The organism is Hallerella sp., assembly GCF_022776125.1.
In the GTDB taxonomy this organism is placed as follows: Bacteria; Fibrobacterota; Fibrobacteria; order Fibrobacterales; family Fibrobacteraceae; genus Hallerella; species Hallerella succinigenes.
Genome location: NZ_JALFIA010000015.1, coordinates 62,316 through 77,000, shown reverse-complemented (window position 1 = coordinate 77,000; position 14,685 = coordinate 62,316). Strand labels below are relative to the sequence as shown.

Here is a 14,685-nt window from a genome sequence, read left to right as displayed (position 1 = left end):
CAAAAAATTCTAAATTTTCGCTCAGCTAGAACAAATCCTTTTGCTTAGGAGTGTCTATATGGGTGGCTTTTGTGGAGTTGTTTCGAAAGAAGATTGCGTCTTCGATCTTTTTTACGGAACCGACTATCATTCGCATCTTGGAACGCATCGTGGCGGTATGGCTGTCTTGGAACCGGATGGAACTTTCCATCGTTCCATCCACAACATCCAGAACACGCCGTTCCGCAGCAAGTTCGAACATGACTTGTCTGCTTTCGTGGGTAAAGTCGGCATCGGGGTAATCTCCGATACGGACCCGCAGCCTCTCGTGATGAGCTCAAAGCTCGGAACTTTTGCAGTCGTAACCGTGGGCCTGATTGCAAACATCGAAGAATTAAAGAAGGAACTTTTCAGCACGAACTGTGTGCAGTTGCAGTATTCTACGACCAGCGGTATGGTTGGCCAAACGGAAATCATTTCGGCTCTGATCGCAACGCGCGACTCCATTGTGGAAGGTTTGCAGTATGTGCATGAAAAGGTGAAGGGAAGTATCTCTATTCTTTTGATCGAAAGCGATGGAACTTTCTACGCAAGCCGCGACAAGTGGGGCAGAACCCCGATTGTCATCGGTAAAAAGGACGGAGCCATGATCGCGCTCCAGGAAAGCTGTGCATTGCAGAACTTGGGCTTTGAACATGTGCGCGATCTCGGACCGGGCGAAGTGGTGAAGATGACCGCCGATTCGATTTCGACCGTGGTGCAGCCGGGCCGCAAGATGGCTATCTGCTCGTTTCTCTGGGTCTATTACGGCTACCCGGCATCGAGCTATGAAGGCCGCAACGTGGAAATGACCCGTTACCGCTGTGGTAGTGCTCTTGCCAAGCGCACACCGACGGAAGCGGACGCAGCCTGCGGTATCCCGGATTCCGGAACTTCCCATGCTCTCGGTTACGCCCATGAAGCGGGCGTCAAGTTCGCACGTCCGTTTGTAAAGTACACGCCGACTTGGGCACGTTCCTTTATGCCGCAAGACCAGAAGCAGCGTGAACATGTGGCTTCCATGAAGCTCATCCCGATTCCTGGCCTTATCAAGGACCGCCGCCTGGTATTCTGCGATGATTCGATCGTTCGAGGTACGCAGCTCGGTAAGCAGGCATTGAAGCTTTATTCGTTAGGCTGTAAGGAAACGCACATGCGCATTGCCTGTCCGCCGCTTGTGTATCCTTGCAAGTTCATCAACTTTTCCCGTTCAAAGAGTGTTTACGATTTGATTACGCGCCGTTATATTCGCGACGTCGAAGGTGAAAACGCAGATCTTGACAAGTACACCAATCCGGATAGCGAAGAATACAAGGGAATGGTCGAATACATCCGAGCAAAGTTGCATTTGACATCTCTCGCGTTCCAGCGTATTGATGACTTGATCCAGGCGATCGGCCTTCCGGAAGAAGATCTTTGCACTTATTGCTGGAGCGGTAAGGACTATGCGGAAACGGGCGACTGCTATCACTGTCCGTGCGAAAGCGAAGAATCTCCGAAGGAATCGGAAAACAAGTAATCGGCATTTCAATTCCCAAAAAAAGAGCTCGCCATTGGGCGGGCTCTTTTTGTATGGAGGATGCATTAAGAATTCTGGATGCAGCGGACAGAAATGGCATCGGAACGGTAAATGCCTTCGATGTCCATCGATTCTTCGGTGATGCCAAAGCGATAAGCGTTGGATCTGCCACAGTATTCGTCTTTGCTCCAGAAGCGGGTGCGGTCGCCAAAGTGCAAGAAACTTCCGTTGCCAAAACGGTAACCGGCAGGCAGGGCGAAAAACCCGAGGGAATCCCTGCCCGGCTTGCGCCAAAAGCAGCCACTGCGCAGGTCTTCATCGCTTGATTTTAGCTGAGCCATCAGGGTTTCCCATTCCTTGTTGCTTGGAATGTGCCAACCTTCCGGTGCAATGCCCTGGTAGTTCTTTTCGCGGATTTGCTTCGTCATGTCGAGGTGGCTTGCTGTAGAATCTTCAGGCGGTTCATCTGGAAGACCCAGTGCGGAATTCCACGTGTAGAGTCTGCCATACACTTTGACATTTTCTTCATGGTTGTTCGGGGCAAAACTTCCTTCTGCATGAAAGCGCAGGTTTTCTGCCATCCAGACTTGATTCCCGATTCGAATGGTGCGGTAAGTTTCGCCGTCGCGTGCGTCGGTAAGGCTTCCATACTGGAATTTGGACGTGTTCCCAGCGACGCATTTATCGTAAGGCATGGAGTTCTTTTCTTCGGGTTGCTCCCGCTTGGCGGCATGGCTAAAGTGAGCCCCGAGTCGATAAGCGCCGACAGCGACAATGATAAATCCAATGAGAACAAAGACAATGAATGAAATAGGCATAGGCGCTCCTTCCGTTTTAAGTGAAAATCTCTTCTATTCTTTAATATAACGGAAAAATGCCGAATGCGAAAAGATTTCTCGGCAAACAAAAACTTTTTTGAAAGGATTCGCCCGTTTAGCCTTCGAGCTTGTGCTTTGTGTAATGCCTAGAAGTCCAGGTGAAGAACAGGATGTCGCCAATCAAGAGGGCGATCGCGCAAACGAAGAACATCTGTCTGTGCATGCCGAAAACTTCGGCAAGGGAGCCGCCGACTAAAATGCCCGTGCCGATGCCGATGTCCCAACCGCTTAAATAGGTGCTGTTTGCGGTGCCGCGCTGGTCATGCCGTGCGAGGTTCACACACATCGTCTGGTATCCCGGGAAAATAAGTCCAAGGCTTGTACCGATGAGGAATGCGGACGTAAAGAACATAAGCGGATTCTGCGCAAAGGCGAGCAGGGTAAAGGCGAAAATAATGAGCGTCATGCCTGCTCCCACCAAGTGAATCAGGTAGCCTCGGTCTATAAGACGACCCGTCATGATACGGTTCATAATGAGGCCTGCCGCAATCAAGGCGTAGAACCAACCGGATCCTCCAATGTCAAGTTCCTTTGCGTAAAGGGCGATGTAGTTTGTCACGGGACCGTAGGCAAAGCCCACAAAGATAAAGTTGATGAATTGCGGAATCGCGCGGGTCAAAAAGAATCGGTCCAAGGAAAGCGGCGCGTGAGGCCTCTTTTCTTTGGGAGGAACGTTCAATGTCTTCACGAGAATAAGCCCGACGACGCAGAGGATAACCGACATCGCAAAGACGATCGAATCGCCAAAGGCTTCGTACAGGAACATGCCTGTCATCGGACCCGTGGCGAAGGCTAAGTTCACGCTGATGCCAAAATATCCAATGCCTTCGCCGCGGCGGCTCGCCGGCAGGGAATCGATCGCGACCGTATTGCTCGCCGTACTCGAAATGCCAAAGAAAAGACCATGCGCAAAACGCACCACGGCAAGGATCGGCAAAAGGCCTACAGTTTTGTAACCTAAGAAGCAAAGCGTAAAGGCGAAGAAGGTCCAAAAGTAAAGCGGCTTTCGGCTGAGCGTATCGACCAAAAAACCGGCGAACGGTCTGCAGGCTAGCGCACCGATCGTGTACAGCGAAATGATAACGCCCGCCGTCGCATTGTCCGTCTGGAATTTTTCAATGATGTACAGCGGAAGGATCGGGAGCAACTGGTAAAAACTAAAGAACAGGAGGAAGTTCACGATTGCACAGGTCGTGAAGTTCCGCGTCCAAAGGGCAGGCTTTTCAAGTGAGTTTTGTTCAGAAGGCATGATCTTAAATTCCTGCTAAAAATTTTACAAATACTTGAACCTTTTCCGGAAAATGAAGATTCGATTTTTTCATCATGACATAATCCAATCACCCTATCACGGGAAAAAGGGATCTACAAAATGATAAGCATCCATAAACGAAAAGCCATGCGAGTCCTTCACAAACAAGGAAAAGTCAGTGAGGCTTTTGAATTTGTAAAAGGTCTATCGCGATCGAATACAATAATGTCATTTACGGATTTTCATTTTCCCTGTACCAGCATTTCGGGAAACCGCTGCAACCCCAGAACTTATTTCCTGCATTTTCACCTTTTTTAACCGTGCGAAGAACAAGGGGTTTCCTGCATTTGGGACAAACTTTTTCTGGAGTAGTTTCTCTCTTTTCCTGATTCATATTTTCATCCGTCCTACAGCTCTTTAGCAAGTTCTCATATTTTTTTGCGTAATCCAAAGGGTTCGGCTTGTTGCATTGATCATCTAGTTTACCTGACCACCAAATAAGCGGTATAGCCTACGTAGCAGACGAGAAAGAAAATGCCTTCTCCACGAGTAAAGAAGTATTTTCGGAAGCTGAAAGCAACGCCCAGCGTGCAAAGCGTGGCAAAGATCATGACCGCGAAGTCTTCTATGCGAATTCCCTGAATGCTGAATGGATGGACTGTCGATGCGGTTCCCAAAATCAGTAAAATGTTGAAGGTATTCGAACCGATGACGTTACCGAGCGCGAGCTCGGAATTGTTCTTGAGAGAGGCGATAATCGAAGTGATGAGTTCCGGCAGGGAAGTTCCTATAGCGACGATGGTAATCGCAATCACCGCTTCGCTGACGCCCCAGGCGCGCGCCAAATTTTCAGCAGAAGAAAGGAACAGGTTCCCGCCTCCGATCAGCCCCGCAAGAGAGGCAATCGCAATCAGGATGAGCAGGGGAAGCGGCTTGCCCGAAAGTCTGGATTCCGCTTCCTCTTCTTCCTCTTTACTGCGGTTCTTGAGGCTCTTTGTAATTGTAAAAGCCATGTAGGCAAAGAACAAAACGAGAAAAACGATGCCTTCGATTCGGGAAAGTCCGCTTTCCGCAGAGTTAAAAATCCGGGAGTCGTTCGCAAGCACAAATAGCAAGAGCGCGGCAAAGATTCCAAAAGGAATGTCGCGCTTCACAATGTCATTTTGAATGGCGAAAGGTGTAATCGTGGCAGAAACGCCTAAAATCAAAAAAATGTTGCAGATGTTGGAGCCGATGATGTTTCCCATAGCGACGTCTCCGTGGCCCGAAAGTGCGGAAGAGAGCGAAACAAAAAGCTCCGGCGCCGAGGTTCCCATGCCGACGATCGTAAGACCGATGATAAAGCTCGAAATTTGAGCGCGTTTGGCAATCGCGACGGAAGAGTCTACGAGGAATTCTGCTCCAAGAAGAAGTAAGGCGAGTCCGATGACTAAAAATAGATAGTCCATATGATAACCTTTGGTTTCAAATTGCTTCAAAGTTATATAATTTTGCGATGATGAATTCTCCTCGTTATGTGTTTATGAAACTCCTGCCGAAGAATCTCGAATCGAGGCTTTTCGGTAATCTTGTCAATTTGAAGGTTCCCTTCCTTTCGAAGCTTGCCCGCAACCTGTTTGCCAAAGCATATTCTTTGAACATGGAGGAGGCTTCTGCACCGCTTTCGTCGTATGCGAATATCGGTGAACTTTTTATCCGCACTCTGAAGGATGGGGCTCGCCCGATTGCCGATGCCGAAGTCGTAAGCCCGGTCGACGGTCGTGAATCCCAGACGGGAATCCTCGAAGGCAAGAACGCGGAAATGATCCAGGCGAAGGGAAAGCAATATTCCCTCGCGGAACTCCTTCGCGATCCGGAACTTGCGGAACGGTTCGACGGTGGACGTTTTGCGACAATCTACCTCGCTCCGTTCAACTATCACCGTATCCATTCCCCGGTAGCGGGAAAGCTCGTTTCGGCAAGCTATTGCCCGGGAACGCTCTGGCCGGTGAACCCTTGGAGCGTGGAACGTGTGGAAGGTCTCTTCTGCATCAATGAACGCATTACAACCCGTATTGCCGTGGATGGCGGAGGCGAACTTTTGCTCGTGAAGGTCGGTGCGACGAACGTGGGCCGCATCGTGGTCAATTACGCTCCGAACTGGATAACGAACGTGGGCAAGCTCCCGCGCAAGGCTCCGCGTGTGGATTACGTTCCAGAGTCGGAATACCGTTTTGAACGCGGATCGGAACTCGGGCGATTTGAAATGGGCAGTACCGTGATTCTGGTTGCGGACAAGATCCTTGCCGAACGCCAGCCGAACCTGTTCAAGTCGACTCTCGGACAGGCGGTCAAAATGGGTCAGAGCCTGATTTAATTCAGCTGAAACAGTCGGAATGCAGTGGGTAAAGGAACATCCGGATGTCATGAAGGAGACTGCCGAATTCGTGCGGTCTTTTGAAAGTGTACCGGACCCGATTGTCGCCGTTGCCGAACAAGCGGAATCTCCAGAAGCGAAAATCGCCTGGGTCCTTTTAGGCTCTTGCCTTTCGCAAGAAATTCCGCTTTCGCTATTACAAAAGGTTTTGCAGGCGCTTTTTCAAAAGTTCCCTGCAGAAAGGCTGTGGACGTTTCCGCTTCCGACCGAAGTAGAAGTCATCGAAACTGTCCGCTCAGCCAAAAAAACATTCGCATGGCCCGTGGAAGAAAGCGTGCCGGGAATCTTCTGGAGCGTCGGAAACTTTGTCCGCCGACGGACTCCGCTTACCGGTTGGGCTTCTTCGACCGAGTACAAGGGAATCCTTCGAGATTTAGGCGAAATCTTTTTTATGGGAAAGAGCGCTTACCGCCCCAAGGCAATCTGGGCGACTTCGCGCCTGTTTTCGCCTGCTCCGCGGGGCCTTGGACTTGCTCGGCAAAATATTCCGGGCGACATCGTCCCGGTTCCGTTTGCGTTTGAACTGCGCAGCTGGATCGGCCTTGTGGGAATGGGAAAGGACATTGGATACGCGGATATGGACGAGCCTCGAAAGCGAAAGCTGAACCTTTCGATTTGCAAGGCGCTTTCGCCTAGGGATCCTCGGATGGTAGCTCACGCCTTTCAATTCTTTGATGTGCCGATGCCCGGAGGCGAATCGTTCAGCAGGCATTTGAGGGACTTGTTTACACAGGAAAATTATCGTTAAGGGGTGGACTAGGGAATGCGAACTTTTGAAATTTTAGGACTGTTACTTTGTGCGTTGTTTTGGGGCGCCTGTGAAGGAAATTCGACCCTTCTGAATTTGAACCTGTACAAATTTTTGTACCGTGAAAAGCCGCCTGTCCACGTGCAGCTTTATGATTCGAATTCCGTCCTGCAACATGTTCCGCACGCTTGGCATTTGCATCGCTATGCGATTTCGAACATGGCGGAAGTCGATTACGCGCCGACTCCGGGCGATACGCTTCACATTCGAATCCTTGAGTTTTCTTCGGACATGGCGGCGCTCGCATTTTATTTGAACAGCGGACTTGTGCAAGAAACGCTCCCGGTCGTGGAAGGGGATTCCCGTGAAATCGCTATGCGTGCGGGCAAGCGCCTTTTTGTATTCCGCTATGGGCTTTTGAGAAACCATGAACGTGCGGAACTCGAACATTATGTCCAGGCGTTCCCGGATTATCGCACGGGTCTACCTCAAGAATTCTTGAGTTTGCCGCTTCAGGACCGTATTCCGGGAGAAACTTCTATTCAAATGCGAAACTTTTTGGGAATTCCGTCGGAATTCCCGATGCTTGCGCAGGGGTATCAGGGAAACGATTTGCGTTGGAATGCGGCCCGTAGCTGGGGTTACGTTTCTCAGGAGGCCTGGCAGAAGTGGATTGCAAACATCCAGCGTTCGGACCGTCGTGTCGAATTTTCGGCGGATACGGTCCGTTTTGACGCTGGGGCAGGGGAGCGCGGCGTTGCGCTTCGTTTAACGGGCGGAAGAGTTGTCTGTGTCTGGGGGCATTTGGGCGTGAAATCGCTTCGGGAACGCTTTGAAAAAGTCGCCCAGGACGTTTACGATTCTCCGGAATAACTATTATTATCGTATGGCACAAATAGATACACTTGCAGATACTATTCTCGAAAAGCTCCGCTTGGTTTCCCAGGCGGAAACGGTGATTGGCAAGCCTATTCAGGCGGGAGCCACAACGGTCATTCCGGTGAGCCGCGTTTCGATGGGCTTTGGCCTTGGCGGTCACAAGGAAAATGTGGCGGCTTCTGGCGGTGGCGTTTCCATCAATCCGGTCGCTTTTGTCGTAATTACGGGCGAAGATGTGCGCATCATGCCGATTGCTCGCGACAACAATCTCGTTTCGAAGATTGCAGATCTCGTCCCGGATGTGGTTTCCGCCGTCAAGGGTAAGACCTCTTCGGGTTCTGCTTCCGATTCGAATTCATGAGTTCCGATTTTTCTATATTATCGGCGTCCAAAATTTAACCTAGGGTGCTTATGCGCTTTTTCAATCTTGTTAAGAAATCTCTTATCCCTGTCATGGTCTGTGCAACTTTCGGTTCTGCTCAGCTCATGAACGGTAAAAATTTTGATGTGATCCAAGTCGGTAAGACTGGTATTTCCCAGGGCCATGTGGACAGCCTTACCGAAGCTCTCGCCAAGGCTCAGGCGCGTGGCCGCCAGATTCCGCCGGAAGCGATGAAGCAGGTTCGTTGGGCTGTGATCGACAACCTCGTCGGTCAGGAACTCATCAAGCTCGAAGCCAAGGCTCTTTCGATCAAGGTTCCGAAAAACCGTATCGACAGCGTCGCCAAGCTTTTCAAGGCTCAGTATCCGAGCATCGACGCCTTTAACAAGGAACTCAAGAAGAGCGGCATCACGGAAGCTCAGTTCAACCAGCGCATCGAACAGCAGCTCCAGAGCGACATCATTCTCGAAAAGAAGGTGCCGTATCCGACAGATCCGACCGACAAGCAGATTTCCGCTTACTGGGAACTCAACAAGTCCAAGGTTCCTTTGAACGATACCATCAGCGGTGCCCGCATTCTCCTCAAGAGCAAGAAGGGTGAATCCAAGAAGGCTATCGAAGACAAGAAGGAACTCCTCAAGGGTCTCGCAGCCCAGGTTCGCCTTGGCAAGGCTAGCTTTGCTACTCTCGCTGCTCAGTACAGCGACGACGCTGATGCTCGTAAGACAGGCGGCGTGATGAACAAGTTCCTCGCCAAGAGCAAGGGCGCTGACTTCGCAAAGGCCATCAGCAAGCTCACCGTTGGTGAAATCTCCGATGTTTTCTCCACGAGCGAAGGTCTCCAGATCTTTATGCTCACCGAAAAGAACGACGGCAAGTTCGAAAATTACAAGGTCCAGATCGAATATATTCTCCGCGTTCAGGCTGAACAGGAACGTCAGCTCAAAATCAAGCAGTACTTGGACGAACTCGCCAAGAAGTATAAGGTCAAGTACCTGAACAAGGATTACACTCCAGAAAGTGCCATTGGAGGCGCCAAGTAATGGCAACGACTTCGCACACAGGGCTTACCGAACTCCGCGTGAGAATCGATAAGCTCCGGGGGTATCTTTGACCTTGAGTCTAAGGAAGTAGAGCTCTCGGTACTTGAAAAGGAATCCGGCAATCCGGATCTTTGGAATGATCAGGACAAAGCCCAGGCCTTGCTCAAAAAGATTACGTCTCTCAAAAAGACCATCGGCGCTTGGAACGAGCTTTCCACGTCTTGCGATGACCTTTCGGAACTTTACGAAATGGCTAAGTCCGAACCGGATTCGCAGGAACTCTTCGACAATGTGGAAGAAGATTACAAGGCCCTTTTGAAGCGTGTCGACGAAATGGAGTTTCGCCGGATGCTTTCGGGCCCGGACGATGCTTGTGCCGCAGTTCTCACCCTTCACCCGGGTGCAGGAGGAACGGAAGCGCACGACTGGGCAAATATGCTGCTCCGGATGTACAAGCGTTTCCTCGAACGCGAAGGCATGGACTTTAAGGTCATCGACGTTCAGGAAGGCGAAGAAGCGGGCATCAGCAGTGCGACAATCGAAATCAAGGATGAATACGCCTACGGATTCCTCCGTTCGGAAATCGGTGTTCACCGCTTGGTGCGTATCAGCCCGTTCGACGCTAACGCTCGCCGTCACACGAGCTTCTGTGCAGTGTACCTTTACCCGGAACACGACGAAATCGAATTTGAAATCAACCCGGCCGATATCCGCGTGGACGTTTACCGTTCTTCGGGTGCTGGTGGGCAGTACATCAACAAGACCGACTCCGCAGTCCGTATGACGCATATCCCGACGGGTATCGTCGCAAGCTGCCAGACGGAACGGTCGCAGATTCAGAACCGTGCAACGGCTTTGAAAATGCTCACCACGATGGTCGCCGAACATTATCGCCAGGAAGAAGAAGCGAAGCGCGATGCGCGCCTCGCCGAAAAGAAGAAGGTGGAATGGGGCTCCCAGATTCGCAGCTATGTTCTTCAACCGTATCAGCTAGTGAAGGATTTGCGTACAAATGAAGAAACGTCCGACACGACGGGTGTTCTTGATGGAAAGATCAAGCCTTTCATCAACGCGTATCTTTTGAGCCAGGCTCAGGCGGAAACGGAACAGAAGTAATCTTCTAGAACTTCAAAAAAAGACTCGTCGATGGACGAGTCTTTTTGTCTAGAAAGCGAAAAGCTTAGGCGTTGTCCTGCATTTCCTTGAGGTAGCGGGAAAGCGCATCCTGCCACGTCGGAAGAGGCTTAAAGCCGTTTGCGACAAGCTTTGACTTGTCGAGTCGGCTGTTGAACGGACGAGCAGCCTTCGAAAGTCCATATTCCGCGGTCGTCACCGGGAGAACGTTCGTTTTGAGGCCCGCCTGCTTGTAGATTTCTTGGGTGAAGTCGAACCAGCTGATGTATCCGCCTTCGTTTGTCGCATGGTAGTAGCCGTATTTTTCCGTTTCCACCATGTCGATGAGCAGGCGGGCAAGGTCGTAGGTGTAAGTTGGAGTGCCGACCTGGTCGTTTACCACGCGGACGCTGTCGTGGGTCTTTCCCACGTTCAGCATCGTCTTGATAAAGTTCTTGCCGTTGAGGCCAAAGACCCATGCGATGCGGACGATGAAATACTTTTCGAGATTTTCGCTTACGGCGAGTTCTCCTTCGAGCTTTGTCTGACCGTAAACGTTCAGCGGCTTGTAATCCTTGCAGTCCGGCTCCCAGGGCTTTGTGCCTTGACCGTCAAAGACGTAGTCCGTGCTGATGTAGACCATTTTGCAGTTCAGCTTTTTGCAGACGAGGGCGATGTTCTTCGTGCCGCCTGCGTTGATCGCACGAACTTTTTCCTGCTTGTCTTCGTCTTCGGCGAGGTCTACTGCGGTCCAGGCGGCGCAGTGAATGACAACGTCCGGGTTGATTTCAGTGAGGGTCGCTTCTACAGCTTTAGGGTTTGTAATGTCCATGGAACGGTATGCTGCCTGCGTGACCTCAGAGGAATCTTGGATTCCGCTGTATGTCGGAGCGATGTCGCTGGCGATCCCTTCGTAACCTCTTTTAGCGAGCTCATTGATGACGTCGTGGCCGAGTTGTCCTGCCACCCCTGTTACAAATATTTTCATGTGCTTGAATATAAAAAAAGCCCCGCTTGCGCGGGACTTTTTTTGGGAAGATTGCTGTTAAAATTACGATTAAGTAATATCTTCGCCACGAAGCATGATGACTTTTCCGGTACGGATGTATTCCACCACTTCGAATTTGTCGAGGAGGTGCTTCATCGCATCGATTTTGTCCGTGTTACCCGTGATTTGGATAATCATCGAGGTTTCGGTCATATCGATGGTAACCGCCTTGAAGTGGTCGCAGAGCTGGAGAATTTCCGTTCTCTGTTCCGGCTTGCATTTGACCTTGATCAAAGCAAGTTCCTTTTCAACGGTGGTCGAACCGGTGTGGTCCTTCGCCTGGATCACGTCGACGAGCTTTTCGAGCTGTTTGATGATCTGGACGAGAATTTCTGGGTTACCGTGTGCCACGATGTTCATACGGCTAAAGTCCGGATTGAGCGTCGGGGACACCACGAGAGAGTCGAGGTTGTAGCCACGGCGGGAGAACACGAGCGCGATGCGCACGAGCACGCCGGGACGGTTTGCGACGAGAAGGCTCAAGCAGTGAGCCGATGCATTTTTATCAAATGTAGCCATGGGTTAGGTGCTCCCTGTCGGCTTTTCCAGCTGACCTTTGGGCGGTTCCGTCATCATTGCGGTGAGCGGGGCGCCCGCCGGAATCATCGGGAACACATTATCTTCTTCTTCACATTCGCAGTGGATGAGCACTGGGCCTTCGTTGTACTCGAGAGCCTTCTGAATGATACGTTCGGCGTCGGCGGAGCGCTTGATGCGGAATGCCCTGATTCCGTAAGCTTCGGCGAGCTTTACAAAGTCCGGGTTGCCTTCCATGCTCACGGAAGAATAACGCTTGCCGTAGAACATATCCTGCCACTGGCGGACCATGCCGAGGTACTTGTTGTCCATCACGAAGATTTTGATCGGAAGCTTGTGAAGGGCGGCTGTCGAAAGTTCGAATTCCGTCATTTGGAATCCGCCGTCACCGGCGAAGCAGCAGATCGGCCAGTTTAATTCGGAACTGACGCCGATGGCCGCACCGATTGCGGATGGCAAACCGAAGCCCATCGTGCCTGCACCGCCGCTCGAAATGAACTGACGCGGATAATCGGCCTTGTAGAACTGGGCGACCCACATCTGGTGCTGACCCACGTCTGTCGTGACGATGGCCTTGCCCTTCGTGAGCTCGTAAACGGTCGAAATGATGTGCTGCATACGGAGACCGCCCTGCTTCGGGTAGGTCAGCGGATAGCGCTTCTTGTAAGTCTGGCAGGTCTTCACCCAGTCTTCTGTATCGAGACGGGAAACGAGCGGGAGGAGCTGTTCCAAAACGAGCTTGGCATCTCCGCAGAGGAATGCGTCCGGCTGCAGAATCTTGCCTTCTTCTGCCGGGTCGATGTCCACATGGATAATCGTTGCATCCTTGCAGAATTCTTCGATCTTACCGACGATGCGGTCGTCCCAACGGGAACCGATGCTCATGATCAAGTCGCATTCGAGCACAGCCTTGTTCGCGTAAGCGGTACCGTGCATGCCGAGCATACCGAGGGAAAGCGGATGTGTTTCTGGGAAAGCGCCGAGACCGAGAAGGGTTTCGACTACCGGAGCGTTCAGCTTTTCGGCGAGTTCCTTCACCTGACGGGAAGCGTTAGAAATGATTGCGCCGTGACCGACGAGGAGAAGAGGCTTTGTGGACTTTTTGAGAAGTGCAGCTGCCTTCGCTACGTCTTCCGGATCGGCGTGAGCCGGAATCTTGTAACCCGGGAGATCGATTTCATCGCTGAAAGAAGCGGTGCAGTTGCCTGCAGTCACGTCCTTCGGAAGGTCGATCAGCACAGGCCCCGGACGGCCAGAACGTGCGATGTGGAAGGCTTCCTTCACCACGCGCGAAAGGTCATTCGGGTCCTTGACGAGGAAGGAGTGCTTCACGGCTGCGAAAGTCATGCCGCTCGTATCGCATTCTTGGAAAGCGTCCTTACCGAGGTTCGGAGTGGTCGTCTGGGCGGCGAGCACGACAATCGGCGAGGAATCCATCAAAGCTGTATAAATACCGGTAAATGTATTGGTGGCGCCCGGACCGCTCGTCACGAGCACAACGCCGACTTTGCCAGTTGCACGGGCATAGCCGTCTGCCATGTGGGTTGCTCCCTGTTCATGACGGGAAAGCACCATCTTAATATTAGAATCGAGGAGTGCATCGAAAAGAGGAATTGCGGATCCGCCTGGATAACCGAAGATTGTGTCAACGCCTTCGCGTTTTAAACAATCGAGCATCACCTGTGCGCCGCTTAATGCGTGATTTGTCATGTTATTTCTCGATAGATTGAATTCGTTTTACTAGGTAAAATATACAATATGAAAAGGCTTATTACTAGGGTTTTGTGCAAAAAATATGCGATTTTTTAAAATGATGTTTTAAAAAGTTCATGATTTTGCTTGTTTAAGGTTGAATTTGCTGATTTTTGGAATAAAAATTTTTTAAAAATTTTAAAATCATCTGTTTTTGAGTGAAAGTTTTGATTTTTTGAGAATCTTAAATTTTAAAAATCTGTGTTTTGGAGTGGAAGTTGCCCCAATAGAGGGAACGGACAGGAAAAAGATTTTTTTTTGTCTTGGAGGTGGACAAAACGCTTTTTCGAGCGTCCTTCTATAAGGATGAGTCCCAAATCACAAAAAAAGACCTAAAAAGAGAGGAAAAATCGCATGATTGTCTGTGACAGAACAAAACTTCCCCGGGAACGTTTGCAAAAGGAAGGCGCGGAGTCCCTATCGACCGCGGACCTGCTCGCTCTGATTCTCGGCAGGGGAACCTCCGAAAAGGACGTTTTTACCCTTTCGGAAGAGCTTGCCACCTTCCTTTCGGGTATGGCTCGTCGCCCGAGCCTTGAAGAACTTTGCCGCATCGGAGGGCTTGGAAAGGCGAAAGCATCGCAAATTCTCGCGTGCTTGGAACTTTCGGGGCGTTTTTTTCTTGGTGCGCAGATGCAGAGCATCGCATCGCCCGGTGCGCTTGTGCCGCATATCGCCTTTCTCAAGTTTAAACAGCAGGAGTGTTTTGTCGTTAGCTCTTTAAGTAACTGTAATGGGCTCTTGGGGGTGCATGTGGTGACGGAAGGCCTTGCCGACCGAACCCAGGTGCACGCCCGGGAGGTTTTTGCCGAGGCGATTCGGGACCGGGCGAGTGGCGTCATCGTTGCGCACAATCATCCGTCGGGCTCTTTGATTGCAAGCGAAGAAGATAAACAGGTGACGCGTTGTCTTGTACAGGCGGGCAAGCTCCTCGAAATCCCGGTGCTCGACCATTTGATTATTTCGTTCCGAGGGTTTACGAGCCTGCGCCGGGAGTTCCCGGAACTCTTTGAAACGTAACGATTTGTAAACGAAAGATGCAATGTAAAAATGCGGTAACGAAGTTGCGTTGAAACAAAATGATAAAGACAAAAAAAGTTTTT

At 50.9% G+C, this 14,685-nt stretch carries 15 protein-coding genes; 8 read left to right on the top strand and 7 right to left on the bottom strand.

Going from position 1 to position 14,685, the window contains the following annotated elements; all coding sequences use genetic code 11:
* Positions 1–58 precede the first annotated feature (58 nt).
* Complete coding sequence (locus MR847_RS01755) at positions 59–1,537, top strand: amidophosphoribosyltransferase (RefSeq protein ID WP_100424495.1); 1,479 nt, start codon at positions 59–61, stop codon at positions 1,535–1,537.
* A gap of 65 nt (positions 1,538–1,602) precedes the next feature.
* On the opposite strand, the gene MR847_RS01750 is transcribed toward MR847_RS01755, so the two are convergent.
* The 4 genes from MR847_RS01750 to MR847_RS01740 form a co-directional block, all read right to left on the bottom strand.
* Positions 1,603–2,355 carry a fibrobacter succinogenes major paralogous domain-containing protein gene (locus tag MR847_RS01750; protein ID WP_287722790.1) on the bottom strand — a complete coding sequence of 251 codons (753 nt, stop codon included), beginning with the start codon at positions 2,353–2,355 and terminating at the stop codon, positions 1,603–1,605.
* Between the two features lie 115 nt (positions 2,356–2,470).
* Positions 2,471–3,664 carry an MFS transporter gene (locus MR847_RS01745; protein ID WP_287722789.1) on the bottom strand — a complete coding sequence of 398 codons (1,194 nt, stop codon included), beginning with the start codon at positions 3,662–3,664 and terminating at the stop codon, positions 2,471–2,473.
* Positions 3,665–3,896: 232 nt separating this feature from the next.
* A complete protein-coding gene (locus MR847_RS10995; RefSeq protein WP_353846829.1) occupies positions 3,897–4,058 on the bottom strand; it encodes a topoisomerase DNA-binding C4 zinc finger domain-containing protein in 162 nt (53 codons plus the stop codon).
* A gap of 88 nt (positions 4,059–4,146) precedes the next feature.
* Positions 4,147–5,112: a calcium/sodium antiporter gene (locus MR847_RS01740; protein ID WP_287722788.1), complete on the bottom strand. Its 966-nt coding sequence runs from the start codon at positions 5,110–5,112 to the stop codon at positions 4,147–4,149.
* Between the two features lie 74 nt (positions 5,113–5,186).
* Between MR847_RS01740 and asd the strand changes: the two genes are divergently transcribed.
* The 6 genes from asd to prfB all read left to right on the top strand — a co-directional run bounded on the left by asd (position 5,187) and on the right by prfB (position 10,248).
* Entirely contained in the window at positions 5,187–6,020 is an 834-nt protein-coding gene (gene asd, locus MR847_RS01735) for an archaetidylserine decarboxylase (RefSeq protein WP_287722787.1), read from the top strand.
* 19 nt (positions 6,021–6,039) lie between these two features.
* Entirely contained in the window at positions 6,040–6,828 is a 789-nt protein-coding gene (locus tag MR847_RS01730) for a hypothetical protein (RefSeq protein WP_287722786.1), read from the top strand.
* Positions 6,829–6,843: 15 nt separating this feature from the next.
* Positions 6,844–7,701 (top strand): hypothetical protein, encoded by an 858-nt coding sequence (locus tag MR847_RS01725; RefSeq protein ID WP_100424488.1) that lies wholly within the window; start codon positions 6,844–6,846, stop codon positions 7,699–7,701.
* Positions 7,702–7,714: 13 nt separating this feature from the next.
* On the top strand, positions 7,715–8,068 hold the full coding sequence (locus MR847_RS01720; RefSeq protein WP_100424487.1) for a GerW family sporulation protein: 354 nt from the start codon (positions 7,715–7,717) through the stop codon (positions 8,066–8,068).
* A gap of 50 nt (positions 8,069–8,118) precedes the next feature.
* Entirely contained in the window at positions 8,119–9,132 is a 1,014-nt protein-coding gene (locus tag MR847_RS01715) for a peptidylprolyl isomerase (RefSeq protein ID WP_100424486.1), read from the top strand.
* Positions 9,132–10,248 (top strand): peptide chain release factor 2 gene (prfB, locus tag MR847_RS01710; RefSeq protein ID WP_100424485.1). Its coding sequence is split into 2 segments (ribosomal slippage): positions 9,132–9,200 and positions 9,202–10,248, totalling 1,116 coding nucleotides; the frame shifts between segments, so codons are not numbered across the junction. The genes MR847_RS01715 and prfB overlap by 1 nt, the downstream gene beginning before the upstream one ends.
* Before the next feature lie 64 nt (positions 10,249–10,312).
* Here the strand turns inward: prfB and rfbD are convergent.
* From rfbD to ilvB, 3 genes are all read right to left on the bottom strand, one after another.
* Positions 10,313–11,233 (bottom strand): dTDP-4-dehydrorhamnose reductase, encoded by a 921-nt coding sequence (rfbD, locus tag MR847_RS01705; protein ID WP_277000848.1) that lies wholly within the window; start codon positions 11,231–11,233, stop codon positions 10,313–10,315.
* Positions 11,234–11,302: 69 nt separating this feature from the next.
* A complete protein-coding gene (gene ilvN / locus MR847_RS01700; protein WP_100424483.1) occupies positions 11,303–11,812 on the bottom strand; it encodes an acetolactate synthase small subunit in 510 nt (169 codons plus the stop codon).
* A 3-nt stretch (positions 11,813–11,815) separates the two neighbouring features.
* Positions 11,816–13,540, bottom strand: a complete 1,725-nt coding sequence (gene ilvB / locus MR847_RS01695) for a biosynthetic-type acetolactate synthase large subunit (protein ID WP_277000845.1) — start codon at positions 13,538–13,540, stop codon at positions 11,816–11,818.
* 396 nt (positions 13,541–13,936) lie between these two features.
* Between ilvB and MR847_RS01690 the strand changes: the two genes are divergently transcribed.
* Entirely contained in the window at positions 13,937–14,602 is a 666-nt protein-coding gene (locus MR847_RS01690; protein ID WP_277000841.1) for a JAB domain-containing protein, read from the top strand.
* The last annotated feature ends 83 nt before the right edge of the window (positions 14,603–14,685 follow it).

Coding starts and splice junctions, on each gene's coding strand:
- MR847_RS01755 (WP_100424495.1), top strand. CDS start 59: ATGGGTGGCTTTTGTGGAGTTGTTTCGAAAGAAGATTGCGTCTTCGAT.
- MR847_RS01750 (WP_287722790.1), bottom strand. CDS start 2,355: ATGCCTATTTCATTCATTGTCTTTGTTCTCATTGGATTTATCATTGTC.
- MR847_RS01745 (WP_287722789.1), bottom strand. CDS start 3,664: ATGCCTTCTGAACAAAACTCACTTGAAAAGCCTGCCCTTTGGACGCGG.
- MR847_RS10995 (WP_353846829.1), bottom strand. CDS start 4,058: ATGAATCAGGAAAAGAGAGAAACTACTCCAGAAAAAGTTTGTCCCAAA.
- MR847_RS01740 (WP_287722788.1), bottom strand. CDS start 5,112: ATGGACTATCTATTTTTAGTCATCGGACTCGCCTTACTTCTTCTTGGA.
- asd (WP_287722787.1), top strand. CDS start 5,187: ATGAAACTCCTGCCGAAGAATCTCGAATCGAGGCTTTTCGGTAATCTT.
- MR847_RS01730 (WP_287722786.1), top strand. CDS start 6,040: ATGCAGTGGGTAAAGGAACATCCGGATGTCATGAAGGAGACTGCCGAA.
- MR847_RS01725 (WP_100424488.1), top strand. CDS start 6,844: ATGCGAACTTTTGAAATTTTAGGACTGTTACTTTGTGCGTTGTTTTGG.
- MR847_RS01720 (WP_100424487.1), top strand. CDS start 7,715: ATGGCACAAATAGATACACTTGCAGATACTATTCTCGAAAAGCTCCGC.
- MR847_RS01715 (WP_100424486.1), top strand. CDS start 8,119: ATGCGCTTTTTCAATCTTGTTAAGAAATCTCTTATCCCTGTCATGGTC.
- rfbD (WP_277000848.1), bottom strand. CDS start 11,233: ATGAAAATATTTGTAACAGGGGTGGCAGGACAACTCGGCCACGACGTC.
- ilvN (WP_100424483.1), bottom strand. CDS start 11,812: ATGGCTACATTTGATAAAAATGCATCGGCTCACTGCTTGAGCCTTCTC.
- ilvB (WP_277000845.1), bottom strand. CDS start 13,540: ATGACAAATCACGCATTAAGCGGCGCACAGGTGATGCTCGATTGTTTA.
- MR847_RS01690 (WP_277000841.1), top strand. CDS start 13,937: ATGATTGTCTGTGACAGAACAAAACTTCCCCGGGAACGTTTGCAAAAG.